Below are 16346 nucleotides of genomic sequence, written 5' to 3' on the forward strand. Positions count from 1 at the left end.
TCACGCTTGTCTCAACCGGGCAGTCCAATTCCATTGGCCGGTTGGATCGCCCCCACCTGCAACGCATAAACCACGTCGGGGCATCCTTCCTGGTTATCGCTGCCGTCGCCGAAGGCAATCGCGACAAATCCGTGGCGCTCGTAAAAGGCCCGCGCCCGCGCGTTCTCGGCAAAGCAATGCAGATGGACCGGCAAGCGCGCGTTCGACAACACCTCGGTCAACAGGCGCGCGCCGATACCTTGACCCACCCTAGGCGGGAAAACATAGAGCTGATCGAGCCACAGCACGCCATCGGCTTCGGAAGTCGCCGCCATGCCGACGATCAACCCGTGCGCGCCGACCGCCACCGTAACGCGGCCGGTTGGGATCAACCAGTCCGCGATCCAGCGGCACACGTCGTAATCGGTGTGTGCGAGCGGCGCAAACGGCATCAACACCTTGCGGGCTCTGAGAAATACATCGGTGATACCACCGAGATCTGCGGACGTCGCCGCGCGTGTGATCACGTCTGCGTTCAACTTCATTGTGGTTCAGATGTCAGGTTTGCAGCAGGAGCACGACATTCAGCACCAGCACGGCGATCGCCGAGGCGCAAGCCGCAACAATCATCAGTAACCGGTTGCGATACTGGCCCATCACACTCTCGCGGCAGGTGAACCATACCAGAGCCGCCATCGGCACAGGAAGCGCAAAACTCAGTACCACCTGGCTGAGCACGAGCGCATGCGTCGCATTGACCCCCAATCCGACGACCACAAACGAAGGCACCATCGTGACGAGGCGTCGCAGCCACAAAGGAATCTGAAAGCCGACGAAGCCCTGCATGATCATCTGCCCCGCCATGGTGCCGACCACCGAACTGGAAATGCCTGAGGCAATCAGCGACAGCAGAAAAATTCCCGCCGCGCCGATGCCGAGCAGAGGCGCGAGCGTGTGATACGCCGTTTCGATTTCAGCCACCTCCGGATGGCCTGCGTGAAACGCGCCCGACGCCATGATGACCATGGCCATATTGATCAGACCCGCAATGGTGAGGGCGATTACTACTTCGATATTGGAGAATTTAATCAGCTTTACGCGCTCACCTTCGTTTCTGGCGATCGTGCGGTTTTGCGTCAGGCCCGAATGCAAAAAGAGCGCGTGCGGCATAACGGTCGCGCCAATAATGCCGACGGCAATCGTCACAGCATCCGCATCCGGCAATTGCGGCGTAAAAAGGTGCCTGAAGACGCTGGGCCAAGCCACCGGCGTGATGAAGAGTTCCGCCAGATAGGAGAGGCCAATGATGCCCACCAACGCGCCGATGGCCAGTTCGAGGGGTCGGAAGCCGGCCTTCTCAAACAGCAGCAGGCCGTACGTGACGATGGCGGTAACAATCATGCCGGCCATCAACGGCATGTGAAACAGTAGCGCGAGGCCGATTGCGCCGCCCAGAAACTCGGCCAGATCGGTCGCCATGGCGGAGACTTCGCTCACTGCCCACATCGCCAATACGAGCGGCGCGGGGAAATTTTCGCGGCACAATTCCGCGAGATTGCGTCCCGTGACAATGCCCAGTTTGGCGGAGAGGCCCTGAAACAGCATCGCCACCACATTGGCCAGCAGGACCACCCACAGCAACGCGTAGCCGTAGCGGGCGCCGGCCTGGATGTTGGTGGCGAAGTTGCCCGGATCCATATACGCAACCGAGACCACTATCGCCGGCCCGGCGAACGGCAGCACCATGCCCGCGCCGCGGCGACGGCCTTCCAGCACCTCCCGGATTGCGAGAGCGGTACGCCCTGTGATTGTCGCGCGAGAGGTTTTGTCGCGAACGCGTTCGTCCATCCGTGCCTCGCCCGGTTCGCCCGGACAGTAAAAGAACGTATCCGGGCGTTTTGAATCGGCCCATGCGTGCTAATTTCTCACATTTGCCGCGAGCGTGCGTCATCGAAAACCGCACGCGAAGCGTTAATGAGTGCAACTACGCTGCACTTCCATGAAGGCGCAGCTTTTTGGTGTCGCTTCACACCTTCGGATACTTTACAGAATGCCTTACTCGCCGGTTACATTTCTTTCGAGAGCAACCCTATCCGCCGCGGTCGTCTTCTCCCTGATCGGCCATCTGAACACCGCTTACGCCGCTGACCGTGTGATCGTGCTCGATTCGGGCGAGTCCGAACTCTCGCTGATCGACGAAGCCACCCACAAAGTGGTCGGCACCGAGCCGACCGGCAAAGAACCGCACCACCTGATGATCACGCCGGACGGCAAATCGCTGATCGTCGCCGATTCGATCTCGAACAACCTGATGTTCGTCGACCCGCACACCGGCCAGGTGCAGCGCACCGTCGAAGGAATCGAAGACCCGTACCAACTCGGTTTCTCGCCGGATCACAAGTGGTTTGTCACTGCGGCACTGCGCATGGACCGCGCCGACATCTACCGTTATGACGGCACGAACATGACGCTCGTCAAGCATATTCCGTTGGCGAAGACGCCGAGTCACATGACTTTCGCCTCCGACAACCGCACCGTGTTCATGACGCTGCAGGACTCCGGTGAGCTCGCCGCCATCGACCTGCCCACGCAAACCGTGCTGTGGAAAATGCACGTGGGCAACGAACCGGCGGGTCTCTGGATGACGCCTGGCGACAAGTACCTGCTGGTCGGCATGACCGGTGAAGACGACGTGGCCGTGGTCGACTGGCGCAAGCAGCAGATCGTCAAGAAGATCCACACGGGCCGCGGCGCGCACAACTTCCGCAACCTCGACGACGGCAAGCACGTCGTAGTCTCCAACCGCGTCGAAAGCACCATCAGCATCATCGACTACACCACGCTCACCAACGTCGGCGACATCACCGGCTTGATGCCTGGACCGGATGACATGGAACTTACTCCGGACAAGCGCTATCTATGGGTGGGGTTCCGCTTCGCGAAGCACGTCGGCATCATCGACATGACCACGCACAAGCTGATCGAGACCATTGCGGTGGGACGCTCGCCGCACGGCATTTATTTCGACAATCGCGCGCCGGTCATTGCGCCGAACCCGGACTAAGCCGCTTGATTGTTGCAAGCCTTGCATGACTAGTCACTCACGAGGATTCTGATGTTCCATGAAATCGTCGCGCAACTCGACAACATGGTGTCGGCGCTGCAGACGCTGCTGTATGTCGATGTGGTGCAACCGTTCTTCTATCGTTTCGGCTTGATGGGTTACGATGAAGACACCTATGACGCGCTCTATTGGGTGATCATCGGCGCGATCGAGATCGTCGTCACGTATCTCGCGTTGCGGCCGCTCGAAGCACTGCGTCCCGTGGAAGAATGGAAGGATCGCAAGGCGCTGCGCGCCGACGTGATCTACACCTGGATTGCCAAGCTGGGCGTCATCAATATCGCGTTCTTTTTCATGCTCCAGCCACTGTTCGATCACTGGCAGAGTCTGATCTCGATCTACAACATCCCGAACATCGATATCGACAGCCTGTGGCCGGGTGTCACCGATCAGCCGATCGTCTCGTTCCTGATCTACCTGGTCATACTCGATTTCGCCGGCTACTGGTATCACCGCTGGCAGCATCGGTTCGGCGTGTGGTGGGAACTGCATGCGGTGCATCACAGCCAGCAGCAGATGTCGTTGTGGAACGATGACCGCAACCACTTTCTCGACGATATCATTCAGGCTGCGTTCTTTGCGGCGATCTCGCTGTTTATCGGTGTGCAGCCCAATCAGTTTGTGGTGCTGATCGCCGTCAGCAACTTCATGCAGAGCATCCAGCACGTCAATGCACGCTTGCCGTACGGCTGGTTGCTCGAGCGCATTATCGTCAGCCCGATTTTTCATCGCCGTCACCACGCAGTGGGTTACGGCCATGAAGGCACATCGTACGGCTGCAACTTTGGCGTGCTGTTTCCGTGGTGGGACATGATGTTAGGTACGGCTTCGTGGAACCGCACGCTCGAGCCGACCGGCATTCGCGACCAGTTGCCGGCACCGCATGGCGACGGCCGCCCCTACGGCCAGGGCCTGCTCGCGCAGCAATGGCTGGCGTTCGGCCGCATTGTCGCGCGCCTGACCGGCCGGCGTGCTTACGCGCCGGGTACCACTGACGCAGCGAACTGATTCACCCGCGCGGGGCGGCCTCCTGCCCCGCGCTCTACATCCTCTACGCCTACTTACGTCTTCGTAGGCGCGCCAAACGCGCCGCTGTCGTACGCGGCGCTATACGTCTTCCAGTCTTCGATCACCTGCGCCTCGCATTGCACCGCCAGTTCCACCAGCGGCATCTGCCAGTCCTTGCGGCTACCAAACTCGATCAGCTCATCGGCAATCGCGGAGCCCTGCCGGCCGCCGCTGCGCAACTGCGCCCAGGCACTGAGCTGCGCCATGTTATTGACGACGGCTTCGAGCCGCGGCAGCTTGCCGTCCCAATCGCTCAATGCAACGCGGTCCTCGGAAGGCTGCAGACTGCGCAAGACATACGGCTGCTGATGAAACTCGACGGCATGCAGAAAGGCCTGCGAGACGGCCTGGCTACGCCGTTGGATCGCCACGACGCGCTGCGCTTCGGCATCCCATACGGGCTGCTGCGTCTTGACGCGCGGCGTCACTGACGAAGGCAACGCCTGCTTCAGATCGAGCAGATAGTTGCCGTCGGGCGAGCCCTTGCCCTCCACCAGCATCACATAGCGGTCGACGCCCAGACTGCCCGTGCCGGCAATGCGGCGGGCCACGTCGATGACGCGGTAAAAGTCCGAGCTCTCCTGATGGCTCGCGAACTCGTTCATGAACGCAGTAACCTCGGCGCGCGCCTTGTCGCTGACCGGCAACGCCTTTTTCCCATCCACACGCAGTACCCGCTTCTTGCCCTTCAACTCGGTGCGCCGGTTCAGCAGGTCGACGCGCGAACTCTTGCGCAATGCATCGAACAGATCGCGCACCATGCCTTGCGAGGTTTCCTCCTCGATCCAACGCGCCTTACCGAAGCTCAGCGCGGTGGCATACGCATCGACCGCGGTGTGGCAGAGTGCGAGCGCTTCGGCGCGGCTTACGCGCAGATCGGCGGCGCCGACCAGCACACTGGTCAGCAGGCGAATCAGTTCAAACAGACTCGGCGCGAGACACGCTTCGTCGAAGTCGTTGATGTCGAAGTAGACGAGACGGTTGTCGGCCTTGTAGCTGCCGATATTCTCCAGATGCATGTCGCCGCAAATCCACACCGGCGGCGCGGCTTCCAGCACGCTGCTGTTCGGCAAGCGCTGATAGAAAAGATGACACGTACCGCGCAGGAAGACGAACGGCGAGGTACGCATGAGCTGGTATTTCATCGCTAAGCGCTCGGGCTCCCGTCCTGCATTGAAGCTTGCAATCTCCTTGGCGATATCGAGCATGTCCGGTTTCCTTTGCGTGTTTCGATGAGCGTCATTCAGTGTCGTTAGGCATTGGCCAATGCGACCAGGGCATCGACCATACCACCAACACGCGCGAATCGCGCAGCGCTTCGCGCGAGTCACGACGTCACACGCTATACGTTACGCGCGCGGCAACCAGAATTCATCCTATTACGCGTTGATTGCATGTCCTTACAATTCGGCCTGCATCGCGACATAGCTCCTAACGAACGAAACGTGCCGCCGCGAAACCCGTGCTTACGTCGTGCTCACAGTCACTATGCAGCGCTCACATTTCGTTGCAAACTCGCGTCCCGGTTACAACGCGAATGTCATCCGCTGCCACACTCGCGACGTTAGCCAGTTGAACGTACGCATAAGGGCCGCCTTCGGGCCTGACAAAATGAAACCTTCGGAGCAGCCGATAATGACAACAACCTTCCACCGCATTCGCGCCACCGCGCTTTCGGTCTCTGCCGTTCTTGCCATGATGCCGCTCACGGGCCTGGCTCAGGTTCCGTCACCAACGGCCCCCGCCGCTGCGGCGGCCGGTGACCCGCCTGATCGCGTGGCACGTCTAAACTATTTCGCCGGCACCGTCACGCTGGAACCGGCCGGCCTGACCGATTGGTCGTACGCGGTGCTGAACCGGCCGCTCACAACAGGGGACCAGTTGTGGGCCGACGCCAATGCGCGCGCTGAACTACACGCGGGTTCCACCGCGTTGCGCCTCGATCAGCAGACCGCCCTCGACATCGTCAACCTGAACGACACGACCACGCAGTTGAAGGTCACTCAAGGCACGCTGTCCGCGCACGTCCGCGCGCTGCCGGCCGGCCAGAACTTCGAAATCGACACCCCGAATGTGGCGCTCGTGGCCACGAGCCCTGGCCTCTTCCGCGTCGATGTGGCGGCCGACGGCAGTTCGACCATGGTCACGCTGCGCGCCGGTAACGCCACGCTTTACGGTGACGGTGGTTCGTTCCAAATGAGCGCGGGTCAGCAGATCCAGTTTGTCGGCAGCAACCTGCAACAACGGGCGGCCGGTTCCGCACCGGCACTCGACGCGTTCGATCAGTGGATCGCCAGCCGCGATCGCGCAGAAGACAATTCGATCTCCGCACGCTACGTATCGCGCGAAATCCCCGGCTACGAAGATCTGGACGCCAACGGTACATGGCGCAGCGTCCCGAACTACGGCGAAGTGTGGGTGCCGACAACCGTCACGACCGGCTGGGCGCCGTATCACGAGGGCCATTGGGCGTGGGTCGCGCCGTGGGGCTGGACGTGGGTGGATGATGCGCCGTGGGGCTTCGCGCCCTTCCACTATGGCCGCTGGGCGTATATCGACCGCTCCTGGGCATGGGTGCCGGGTCCGGTGGTCGTGACGCAGCCGCCGGTGTATGCACCCGCACTGGTGGCCTTTGTGGGCGGCGGTGGAGGTGGCGGCGCGCATTGGGGCGTCGATCTCGCCATCGGCGGCGCAATCGGCGCAGGCGTAGCGTGGTTCGCACTCGGGCCGGGAGAGCCGTGGCATCCCGCGTATCACTACAGCCCGACCTACTACAACCGCATCAACAACGTGAACATCACCAATGTTCACAACACGACGATCATCAACAACGTCACCAACATCCACAACACATACATCAACCAGAACGCACCGGGCGCCATCACCGCCGTGCCCGCGAACGCTTTCGTGCGAGGCGAGTCGGTCGCGCAGGCGGCTCGACCGTTCAATGCCCAGGCGCTCGCCCATGCGCAGATCGGCGCAGGAGCGCCGGCCATCGCGCCGGTTCAGCAAAGCTTTGCCGGTGCCTTGCGGCCGGCCAAGGTCGGCGCACCGGCGGCGCTCGCGCAACGCCAGGTCGTGGCGACCCGTGCACCCGTGGTACCGGCTGCGTATCACGACACGCTCGCTCAACGCTTTGCGGCGGGCGGCGGCAAGGTGGCGGGCGCGGGCGAACCGGTGGTGCGCACCGCAGCTCCCGCTGCGTTCGCCGCAGCGGCACACCCGGGCAAACCGGGTGCGGTTGCAGCTCCGGCAGGCTTTCGCGTGATCAACCGGGCGCAGGTCCGCCCCGTCGGTCCGCAAGGCGCGCCAGGACACGGCAATGAAGCGCAAGCGGCTCATGCGCCGAACCCGGCTGAGCAGCAAGCGCACGCACCGAATGGCGCAGCGCCGAAGCCGCAAGCCGAGGAGCAGCCGCGCGCAAACGAGGCGAACGAAGCGCACGAGAACGCTGTGCCGCGTCCGCAAGGCGAAGCTGAACACGCCCAACCGGAAGCGCATGACGCGCGGCCGGCCGAGGCCGGTGCTCAGCCGCCGCATGCACCGGAAGGCGAGCACGCGCAGCCCGAGCCGCAACACGCAGCCGAGGCACCGCGCGGCGAAGCGCGGGGCGGCCAACCGCAGCAAGCTGAAGAAGCGGCTCCGAAGCAGCACGCAGAGGAAGCCGCACCGGCGCCGCATGCGAACCCGCGTCCGGCAGAGCATCCGGCAGAACAGCAGCATGCCGCTCCGCACCCGGCGCCACATCCGGCACCGGCACCGCATCCGGCGCAACATGCTCAGCCGCAGCAACATGCTCTGCCGGAGCACAAGCCGGAGGATGAGCATAAGGACGAGCATTCGCACTAAGCTCGTCGCGACTGCCCGCCATGCGGCGGGCAGTCGTCAGCTTGGGCGCAGCGATTGCGCCGTGCTGACCAGGTTGATCGGATTCACACGAATGATGCCGCCACGCGGGCTGTCGATATCCGCAATCAGCGCAAACGAAGTGGCCACCACCACCGGCAATATCACCAGCAGCGTCAGGCCCACTTTGGTCGTGCGCGCGCCATAACCGACCAGCAGATTGCAGCACACCGCAATCCCCACCATCAGCCCCCACGCAGCAACCGGAATGCGATTCCACCACGCGGCCTGCGTGTACCCCTGCGAGTTCAGCACATCGTTCATGCCGGCCACCGCCAGCGCGGTAACGGGGTTCGGCTGGACGGCAGCGGCGTCACGCACCGCGGCCCATAGCCCGGTCTGCAGTTGCGTGGTCTTGGTGTTGATCTGTTCGAGCTCCTGCACATCGCGCGTCTCGTAGAACAACACGCGTTGCTCGATGTAGCGTGTCAGCAGCGCACGCACCTGCTGCGCATCCGCGGACGGCAGCAAATCGGCCCGCACGTATTCCGTACCGATTGCATTGGCCTCTTCTTCTTCGTAGTTCTTACGCTGATCGTAGCGACCCACTGCCATCGAAAAGCTGAAGCCGATCATCAGCGCAAGCAGCGTCAAAGTAGCCGCCTGGACCACATTGAAGTCTTCACGCGATTCCGCCGTGAGACTCTTCACGCGTCTAAGCACGCTCGCCCCGATCCACGCCGAGAAAGACATTGCCACCAACGCCGAAAGAAAGACCACCAATGGATAGTCCATTGCGTTCCGCATACGCTCTCACCCCGACAAGTTGGAACACAGGTTTAAGAACCCGTCTTTAGATAATATCGGCCGTCGGGGATCAACTTTGGACCGAACCCGCATGCAGCCGCCGAACCGTGCGTGGCCACATCGAGCGTCTCCGGCTCGCTGAGCCTGAACTCGACAAGGCACCTGTCCGCGTGTCCGTCGTACGCCCCGAGGTTGGCCACTCTCGCGGTGCCCTCGAGCGGTACGCCTTGCGGCTGATCCGAAACGGCCACCCGCGCGATGGCGCCGTAGAACCGCACGTTTGCCAACAGGGTACCGGTGTTGGCCACCGGCTCGCCGTTGCTGCTGACACTCGGGTAAAGAAATTCAGCCGCGAGCCGGTACACGCCGTGACGCCCTTTGACCGGCGTCAGCGTGATGCTGCTCCACGCGCCCAGCTTCAGATAGCGCGCAAACTGCACGCCGGATGCAGGCAAACCCTGCACCACCTGCTTGTCTGCGATCGCCGCAAGACGTTGCTGCGCGAGCCCGCCAACGCGGCTCAGCATGACGTCGTCAGGCGCTTCCTTGCCACGGCTTGCGGCACTACGGTAATACGCGCGCGCATTCGAAAACGCGCCGAGGCTTGCCTGCACGTCGCCCTGATGGATCAGCGCCATCGCCACCCGCGCATGCGCCGAGTTGATCGCCTTCGGCGAGTTGTCCTCTTCGGACTGCAAGGTGGCGGCATCCGCCAACATGGATTCCATATCGACCAGCGACTGCGCATCCTTGATGCGCCCCGCATCGAGCGCAGCCACGCCAAGCGCCGCGCACGAGGCATTGGTGCGGCACTGCACATCTTTGCCGGCAAGCACGTAGCGCCGGTACAACTCCGCGCGCGAACCGCTCTCGAACGCCTGGGCGGCAACGAGCGACGGCACTAGCACGGCGAGAGCAGCAACGACGGCGAAAAGTTTTGCACGCATGGGTGGAAGGGTGGTAATCACGCACTCGCTAACAAACGCCCTGCATGAGCGTCCGCTACGCGAAGGCATCTTCACAGATTCGAGCGCCGCTAGTGATGCTGACAGAAAATTGATGAATGCGCGACATGATTACCCGCCGCCAGGATCCGCGCCAAACTTCTTCCGGTATGTACCCGGGCTCGTCAATGCAATGCGTCTGAAATGACGGCGCAGCGACTCCTCCGAGCCGAACCCGGCGGTTTGTGCGATCCATGCCATTGACTTCGCGTTCTGCGATTCCAGCAACTCCCGCGCGATCGCCACACGTTCACGTACGAGCCACTCATAGGGTGCCATTCCCGTCGCGTCGTGAAACTGACGCTGCAAAGTGCGCGGGCTCATGGCTGCGCGTTCGGCGAGCGAGCGCAATGTGTGCGGCAACGCAGGGTTAGCCCGAACCCAGTCCATCAGTCTTGCGACGCGGCCACCCTCGTCCGGCAGCATGGGCCGCGGCACGAACTGCGCCTGACCGCCCTCGCGATGCGGCGGCACCACCAGCCGCTGTGCCACCCGGTTGGCTATCGCACTGCCGTAGTCGCGCCGCACCAGATGCAGCAGCATGTCGAGTCCGGCAGCCGAACCCGCTGAGGTCATGATCTGCCCTTCGTCGATATACAGCGCGTCTGGCTGCACCCGTAGTTGCGGATAGCGCCGCTGTAACTTCTCGGCATAGCGCCAATGCGTGGTGACGGTTTTGCCGTCGAGCACGCCGGCCGCGGCAAGCACGAAGACCCCCGAGCAGATCGAACACAACCGCGCGCCACGCAGGTAGGCAGCGCGGATTTTCTTTAGCAACGGCGCAGGCGGTACTTCATCGGCATCGCGCCAGCCAGGCACGACAATCGTCGCGGCGCGATCGAGCAGCCGGAGCGAATAAGGGGCCGCCACGGTGATGCCGCCTGCAGCGCGCAGCGGCCCTGGCTCGACCGCGCATGCCGCGAAGCGGTACCAGTCGAGTTCGAGTTCTGGCCGCTCAAGCGCGAACAACTCGGTCACGCAGCCGAATTCGAAGGTACAGAGCCGGTCGTAGACCAGCGCGACGACGAGATGATCTTGCATGGCGTAATGTTACCGGAGATTGACGATTGCGCCACTTCTGCGTGGACGGGGCATCCGTGACAATGACAGCTTATCCATCATCTACAGGAGTCCGGCCATGTCGCCCACCAACGCCGTCACCGCCATCGCCGCAGCGGACAGCGCCAGCGCGCTCGCGCACTTTCAGGCATCGCTACGTTTCGAAACCGATTGCTCGGACGTGTTTGTCGCATTCGCCAGCGGCGCGCCCGGTTTCGTGCTGCTCGATGTACGCAGCCCCACGCTGTACATGCAAGGACACATCCCTCGCGCAATGAATCTGCCGCACGGCAAGATCGTCGCCTCGAAACTGGTGGATTACCCTGATGACACGCTGTTCGTCACCTATTGCGCCGGGCCCCATTGCAACGGCGCGACACGCGGCGCCATCCGTCTCGCGCAACTGGGGCGGCCGGTCAAGCTGATGATCGGCGGCATCACCGGCTGGCTGGACGAAGGCTTCGAATTGTCGACTGACAGCAGCAAAAAAATGCCTTGATAAGCCCCGCCAATCGCCTCGATTAACGATAAGCATTTCACGGCGACATGGATAGTATGTGAATATCGATTCCAACAAAACGATAGAAGGACTCGGGGAATGTCTATGCTGCGAAACCTCCGCACCGGCACGCGTATCGCGAGCGGTTTTGCGCTCGCGCCGCTCGCGCTCATAGCGCTGACGTTGGCCGGCATCGTACGTGTCAACAACAAAAACCACTCGCATAACTGGAACCAGCATGAAGCGTGATGAGCAGTCCCTTGCCCCATCTGAATACGACGTCCCGGAGCGAGCAAGCCATACACCCGAGATTCTGACGACACTGCTCGGGAAGGCAGACGTAGCGATCAACGGAAATCGTGATTGGGACATTCGAGTCTCCGATCCAGAAGTCTACAAACGCGTATTTTCAAGCTGGTCGCTTGGCCTCGGCGAGTCATACATGGATGACCAGTGGGATTGCGAGCAACTCGACGAACTGTTCACGAGGTTGCTCCGTACGGATATTGATTCGGCAGCGGTCGGTGTCGCAAAGTTTCGACTCGCCTTTGAGCATCTCCGTCACCGCTTTTTTAACCTGCAATCGCGAGACCGCGCGTTCCAGGTGGGCGAGCGCCACTACGACGCGGGCAATGACGTATTCGAAGCAATGCTGGATAGTCGCATGATCTATTCATGCGGCTACTGGGAAAACGCGACGGATCTGGAGCAAGCACAGTTCGACAAGCTGGACATGATTTGTCGCAAGCTCGAACTCCGCGCTGGAGAGACGCTACTGGATATAGGCTGCGGCTGGGGCGGGCTCGCCAGGTTCGCCGCAGAACGATATGGAGTACACGTGACCGGTGTCACGATCTCGAAAGAACAACTGACTCTGGCCCAGGAGCGTTGCAAAGGCCTCCCGATCAGGCTAATCCTGCAGGATTACCGCGATCTGCAAGGACGCTTTGACAAGATCGTCTCCGTTGGCATGTTCGAGCATGTAGGGCCCAAAAATTACCAGACCTATTTCGATACGGTCAGACGCCTGCTAGCGCCCGAAGGTCTGTTCCTGCTGCACTCAATCGGCCTGGCCTCGAGCAGCCAGGGAACCGATCCCTGGATCGACAAGTACATTTTCCCCAACGGAAAGCTTCCTTCAGCCAGGGAAATTGCCGATGCCGTCGAAGGCCGTTTCGTCATCGAAGACTGGCATAACTTTGGCCAGGACTACGACCGTACCCTGATGGCATGGTGGGATCGCTTCAACCAGGCGTGGCCACGTCTCCAGTCACGCTATAACAGGCGCTTCTATCTCATGTGGAAATACTATTTACTTTGCTGCGCTGGTTTTTTTCGGTCGCGGCAAGGGCAACTCTGGCAACTCGTGCTAACCCATGCCGACCGTGCGGAAACCTATCGGTCGGTCAGGTAGTTCAAAAGAGCCGCTCGACGTCCGTTAAATTGACTATGGTGGGTAACTTGACATGCTGAACGAACTTCACAACAAGGACGTACTCGACGGCTCCGGTCCAGACACCGCAGTTCTCCTTATTAATCTCGGAACACCCGACGAAGCCACCCCCAAGGATGTGAGCCGGTACCTTGCAGAGTTTCTCTCTGACCCTCGCGTGGTAGAGATGCCGCAGTGGCTGTGGCAGCCTATCTTGCACGGCATCGTGCTGCCGTTGCGCAGTCGCCCATCGGCGAAGAAATATCAATCCGTCTGGATGCCCGGCGGGTCCCCTCTGCGCGTCCACACGGAACGCCAGGCCTACGCTCTCAGATCGTGGCTCCGCGAACGAGGCCACGATATCCTCGTGGACTACGCGATGCGCTACGGATCCCCCTCGATTGCTGACGCATTGAGTCTGCTTCAGGCGAACGGCGCGAAACGGATCATTCTGATGCCGATGTACCCTCAATATGCGGCATCGACGACAGCAACAGCCTTCGACAAGGCGGCTCAGGCGCTCGCCAGGATCCGCCATCAACCGGAAATCCGGTTCGTCAAGCAGTACTACGACGACCCGGGATATATCGCATCGCTAAAGGAACAGGTAGAGAAATATTGGGCGCAGCATGGCCGACCGCATTTTGAGGCTGGAGATCAGCTCGTGCTCAGTTTCCACGGTCTACCGGCAAGGTCAGCGGACCTCGGCGATCCGTACCACCAGCAGTGCCTCGCAACAGGTCTTCTTCTGCGCACAGCACTCAATCTCGACGAAAAAAGCTGTCGGGTAACCTTCCAGTCCCAATTTGGCTATCAGGAATGGCTAAAGCCTCACACCGACCAGTTGCTGGCAGAACTGGGGACGATCGGAACAGGTCGCGTTGATGTCTTTTGCCCGGGCTTCACCGCTGACTGCATTGAAACGATCGAAGAGATAGGCATGGAGGGGCGCGACACGTTCCTGAAATACGGAGGTCGTGAGTTCCACCGAATCGAATGCGTAAACGCATCACCCGGTTTTATTGATTCGATCGGAGAGATCTGTCTTGAGCACCTCGTCGGATGGGGGAATCCTGGTCCCCAAAGGAAAGCTAACAAGGTTCTGACAGAGGTCGCCTGACGCTTGTCGTGCCTGGCGTGTTGAGTAACCTGGCACGACCAATCGCCGCACGGCAAATTGCCGCCTCGAAAATCGTGGATTACCCTGGCGACATCAAATAATACAATTTCATTAAATAAATCCTGCCAACGGTCGATAACCAGTTGAGCCGTCTCCCCTTATACGGCTGGACTAAACATGCTCGGCACATACAACTTTTGGCTGGTGGCGGTGTCGTTCATCGTCGCGGCGCTTGCGTCGTACACCGCCCTTGACCTGACCGGACGCATCGCGCTGCTGGCCTCGTCACGGCTGCGGCATGCATGGCTGGCCGGTGGCGCAGCCGCGATGGGTGTCGGCATCTGGTCGATGCATTTCATCGCCATGCTGGCGCTGTCGCTGCCGATTGCACTCGGCTACGATTTTGCGCTAACGGGCGACTCGCTCGCCATCGCGGTGGTGGTGTCGTACTTCGCGCTCTTCGTCACCACGCGTGCGCGACTCACGCCATCCCATCTCGTGGCCGGCAGCGTGCTGATGGGACTCGGCATTGCCGGTATGCACTATACCGGCATGGCGGCCATGCGCATGCATCCCGGCATCGATTACCAGCCGGCGTGGTTCGCCGCGTCGCTGGCCATTGCGATCGCCGCCTCGATGGCCGCGCTGCTGATCGCCCGCAAGCTGCGCGATGACGCCGGGCACCACGTCAAACGGACCCGCTGCGGCGCGGCGCTGGTCATGGCCTTGGCCATCAGCGGCATGCACTATGCCGGCATGATGGCGGCCAAATTTCCCGTTGGCGCTATTTGCGGGGCCGCCAAGGGCGTCAACACCGAATGGCTCGCCACGGCGGTGACCCTGTTCACCTTCGCGATCCTGATCGTGACGCTGATGATGTCGCGCTTCGATGCGCGCACCACCTTTCTGGTGAGCGCCGTGTCGACCCTGAACGGACAGATCGTGCGCCTCGCCACGCTCGACACGCTGACCGGCCTGCCGAACCGCGCCACCCTCACCGAGCGGATCGAAACGGCCATCGAGTTGGCGCGCCGCCGCCACAACGTATTCGCGATCCTGTTCATGGATCTGGATGGCTTCAAGACCATCAACGATTCGCTCGGTCATTCGGCCGGCGATCAGGTACTCGCCGCCTTTGCGCAGCGCCTGCAGTCATGCGTGCGCGCCACCGACACGGTCGCGCGGCTGGGTGGCGACGAATTCGTGGTGATGTCGGAAAATCTGGTCGCGCGGCAGGACGCGGGGCTGATCGCCGAAGGCGTCCTCGAACGGATGCGTGAAGGGGTGTGGAGCGACAACGAACCCTTGCAGGTCATGCCGAGTATCGGCATTGCGCTGTATCCGCAGGACGGCGACAGCGTCGACACGCTACTCAAGCACGCGGATGCCGCGATGTACGAAGCCAAGCGCGCCGGACGCAGCACCTATCGCTTCTTCGAGGCGAGCATGAACGAGGCGGCCACGCGGACGCTGCAAATCCAGCATGCGTTGCACGAGGCGCTCAGCGCGGGCTATTTCACTCTACATTTCCAGCCCAAATTCCGCGGTGACAGCAATGATCTTGCAGGAGCAGAGGCGCTGATCCGCCTCAACCATCCGCTGCTCGGCGTGCTGGCGCCGATGGAGTTCATCCCGATTGCAGAACGCTCCGGACAGATCGTGCAGATCGGCTACTGGGTAGTGCGCGAGACCTGCCGGCAGATCCGCCGCTGGGTCGACGCCGGGCTGCCGTCGATGAAGGTTGCGATCAACCTGTCGCCGCGTCAGCTATCGCAGCCGAATCTGGTCGCCACCGTGCTCGAGATCGTGCAGGCCGAACAGGTTAACTGCGACCGGATCATGTTCGAGATCACCGAAACCGTCGCCATGCAGGACGCGCCCCGCACGATCGAGATGATCCACGAATTTCAGATGAACGGCTTTGAGATCGCCATCGACGATTTCGGCACCGGCTACTCGAGCCTTGCCTACCTGCAACGCTTCCGCGTCAAGCAATTGAAGATCGACCGCTTTTTTACCAACGGTCTCGATGACCAGGGTCCCGAAGGCACGGCGATCGTGTCCGCGATCATCGCGCTCGCCCATTCGCTCGACATGGACGTGGTGGCCGAAGGCGTCGAGACCGCATCGCAACTCGGCAAGCTCAAAGCGATGATGTGCGACGAGATGCAGGGCTTTCTGCTGGGCAAACCGCTCGAAGCGGATGCCTTTAGCGCCTTGCTGAAGGCACGCATGGCGGTAGCGTTGGGAACCTGACCGATATAGCAAGTCTGTCGCCAGTCGGTTCGCCGATTCAATCGAGCCGCCGAGTTCCGGCGCAAACGTTTTTCCAACCACGCGTTGAAGCACACAGGTTTCGCCCACTTCGGCGATGTATGTCGTTGTGTTTGCCTGCGATCTGCTGCTGA

At 61.4% G+C, this 16346-nt stretch carries 14 protein-coding genes; 8 read left to right on the plus strand and 6 right to left on the minus strand.

What is annotated here, in order from left to right:
- Positions 1-11 precede the first annotated feature (11 nt).
- The gene (locus tag P3T40_RS07975) at positions 12-524 is read right to left on the minus strand and encodes an N-acetyltransferase family protein (RefSeq protein ID WP_429267141.1); all 513 of its coding nucleotides are present in this window, start codon (positions 522-524) and stop codon (positions 12-14) included.
- Between the two features lie 13 nt (positions 525-537).
- Positions 538-1827 carry an Nramp family divalent metal transporter gene (locus P3T40_RS07980; RefSeq protein ID WP_429267142.1) on the minus strand — a complete coding sequence of 430 codons (1290 nt, stop codon included), beginning with the start codon at positions 1825-1827 and terminating at the stop codon, positions 538-540.
- A 202-nt stretch (positions 1828-2029) separates the two neighbouring features.
- On the opposite strand from P3T40_RS07980, the gene P3T40_RS07985 reads away from it, so the two are divergent.
- Positions 2030-3043: a cytochrome D1 domain-containing protein gene (locus tag P3T40_RS07985; protein ID WP_429267143.1), complete on the plus strand. Its 1014-nt coding sequence runs from the start codon at positions 2030-2032 to the stop codon at positions 3041-3043.
- A 51-nt stretch (positions 3044-3094) separates the two neighbouring features.
- On the plus strand, positions 3095-4111 hold the full coding sequence (locus tag P3T40_RS07990; protein WP_429267144.1) for a sterol desaturase family protein: 1017 nt from the start codon (positions 3095-3097) through the stop codon (positions 4109-4111).
- A gap of 53 nt (positions 4112-4164) precedes the next feature.
- Here P3T40_RS07990 and P3T40_RS07995 read toward each other — a convergent pair whose 3' ends face one another.
- Positions 4165-5379 carry a DUF2252 domain-containing protein gene (locus P3T40_RS07995; protein WP_429267145.1) on the minus strand — a complete coding sequence of 405 codons (1215 nt, stop codon included), beginning with the start codon at positions 5377-5379 and terminating at the stop codon, positions 4165-4167.
- Between the two features lie 427 nt (positions 5380-5806).
- On the opposite strand from P3T40_RS07995, the gene P3T40_RS08000 reads away from it, so the two are divergent.
- On the plus strand, positions 5807-8020 hold the full coding sequence (locus tag P3T40_RS08000) for a DUF6600 domain-containing protein (protein WP_429267146.1): 2214 nt from the start codon (positions 5807-5809) through the stop codon (positions 8018-8020).
- 36 nt (positions 8021-8056) lie between these two features.
- On the opposite strand, the gene P3T40_RS08005 is transcribed toward P3T40_RS08000, so the two are convergent.
- The 3 genes from P3T40_RS08005 to ftrA form a co-directional block, all read right to left on the minus strand.
- Positions 8057-8812: a hypothetical protein gene (locus P3T40_RS08005; protein WP_429267147.1), complete on the minus strand. Its 756-nt coding sequence runs from the start codon at positions 8810-8812 to the stop codon at positions 8057-8059.
- 44 nt (positions 8813-8856) lie between these two features.
- Complete coding sequence (locus tag P3T40_RS08010) at positions 8857-9771, minus strand: hypothetical protein (protein WP_429267148.1); 915 nt, start codon at positions 9769-9771, stop codon at positions 8857-8859.
- A gap of 129 nt (positions 9772-9900) precedes the next feature.
- A complete protein-coding gene (ftrA, locus tag P3T40_RS08015; protein ID WP_429267149.1) occupies positions 9901-10869 on the minus strand; it encodes a transcriptional regulator FtrA in 969 nt (322 codons plus the stop codon).
- A gap of 97 nt (positions 10870-10966) precedes the next feature.
- Between ftrA and P3T40_RS08020 the strand changes: the two genes are divergently transcribed.
- From P3T40_RS08020 to P3T40_RS08040, 5 genes are all read left to right on the plus strand, one after another.
- Positions 10967-11386, plus strand: a complete 420-nt coding sequence (locus tag P3T40_RS08020; protein WP_429267150.1) for a rhodanese-like domain-containing protein — start codon at positions 10967-10969, stop codon at positions 11384-11386.
- Positions 11387-11485: 99 nt separating this feature from the next.
- Entirely contained in the window at positions 11486-11635 is a 150-nt protein-coding gene (locus P3T40_RS08025; protein WP_429267151.1) for a hypothetical protein, read from the plus strand.
- Entirely contained in the window at positions 11625-12800 is a 1176-nt protein-coding gene (gene cfa / locus P3T40_RS08030; protein ID WP_429267152.1) for a cyclopropane fatty acyl phospholipid synthase, read from the plus strand. The genes P3T40_RS08025 and cfa overlap by 11 nt, the downstream gene beginning before the upstream one ends.
- Before the next feature lie 52 nt (positions 12801-12852).
- Complete coding sequence (gene hemH / locus P3T40_RS08035) at positions 12853-13938, plus strand: ferrochelatase (protein ID WP_429267153.1); 1086 nt, start codon at positions 12853-12855, stop codon at positions 13936-13938.
- A gap of 177 nt (positions 13939-14115) precedes the next feature.
- The gene (locus P3T40_RS08040) at positions 14116-16194 is read left to right on the plus strand and encodes a putative bifunctional diguanylate cyclase/phosphodiesterase (protein ID WP_429267154.1); all 2079 of its coding nucleotides are present in this window, start codon (positions 14116-14118) and stop codon (positions 16192-16194) included.
- Positions 16195-16346 lie beyond the last annotated feature (152 nt).

This window comes from Paraburkholderia sp. EB58 (assembly GCF_050436665.1).
Classification (GTDB): domain Bacteria; phylum Pseudomonadota; class Gammaproteobacteria; order Burkholderiales; family Burkholderiaceae; genus Paraburkholderia.

Excerpts from the sequence above, each read along its gene's own strand:
- P3T40_RS07975 (WP_429267141.1), bottom strand. The coding sequence starts at position 524 with ATGAAGTTGAACGCAGACGTGATCACACGCGCGGCGACGTCCGCAGAT.
- P3T40_RS07980 (WP_429267142.1), bottom strand. The coding sequence starts at position 1,827 with ATGGACGAACGCGTTCGCGACAAAACCTCTCGCGCGACAATCACAGGG.
- P3T40_RS07985 (WP_429267143.1), top strand. The coding sequence starts at position 2,030 with ATGCCTTACTCGCCGGTTACATTTCTTTCGAGAGCAACCCTATCCGCC.
- P3T40_RS07990 (WP_429267144.1), top strand. The coding sequence starts at position 3,095 with ATGTTCCATGAAATCGTCGCGCAACTCGACAACATGGTGTCGGCGCTG.
- P3T40_RS07995 (WP_429267145.1), bottom strand. The coding sequence starts at position 5,379 with ATGCTCGATATCGCCAAGGAGATTGCAAGCTTCAATGCAGGACGGGAG.
- P3T40_RS08000 (WP_429267146.1), top strand. The coding sequence starts at position 5,807 with ATGACAACAACCTTCCACCGCATTCGCGCCACCGCGCTTTCGGTCTCT.
- P3T40_RS08005 (WP_429267147.1), bottom strand. The coding sequence starts at position 8,812 with ATGGACTATCCATTGGTGGTCTTTCTTTCGGCGTTGGTGGCAATGTCT.
- P3T40_RS08010 (WP_429267148.1), bottom strand. The coding sequence starts at position 9,771 with ATGCGTGCAAAACTTTTCGCCGTCGTTGCTGCTCTCGCCGTGCTAGTG.
- ftrA (WP_429267149.1), bottom strand. The coding sequence starts at position 10,869 with ATGCAAGATCATCTCGTCGTCGCGCTGGTCTACGACCGGCTCTGTACC.
- P3T40_RS08020 (WP_429267150.1), top strand. The coding sequence starts at position 10,967 with ATGTCGCCCACCAACGCCGTCACCGCCATCGCCGCAGCGGACAGCGCC.
- P3T40_RS08025 (WP_429267151.1), top strand. The coding sequence starts at position 11,486 with ATGTCTATGCTGCGAAACCTCCGCACCGGCACGCGTATCGCGAGCGGT.
- cfa (WP_429267152.1), top strand. The coding sequence starts at position 11,625 with ATGAAGCGTGATGAGCAGTCCCTTGCCCCATCTGAATACGACGTCCCG.
- hemH (WP_429267153.1), top strand. The coding sequence starts at position 12,853 with ATGCTGAACGAACTTCACAACAAGGACGTACTCGACGGCTCCGGTCCA.
- P3T40_RS08040 (WP_429267154.1), top strand. The coding sequence starts at position 14,116 with ATGCTCGGCACATACAACTTTTGGCTGGTGGCGGTGTCGTTCATCGTC.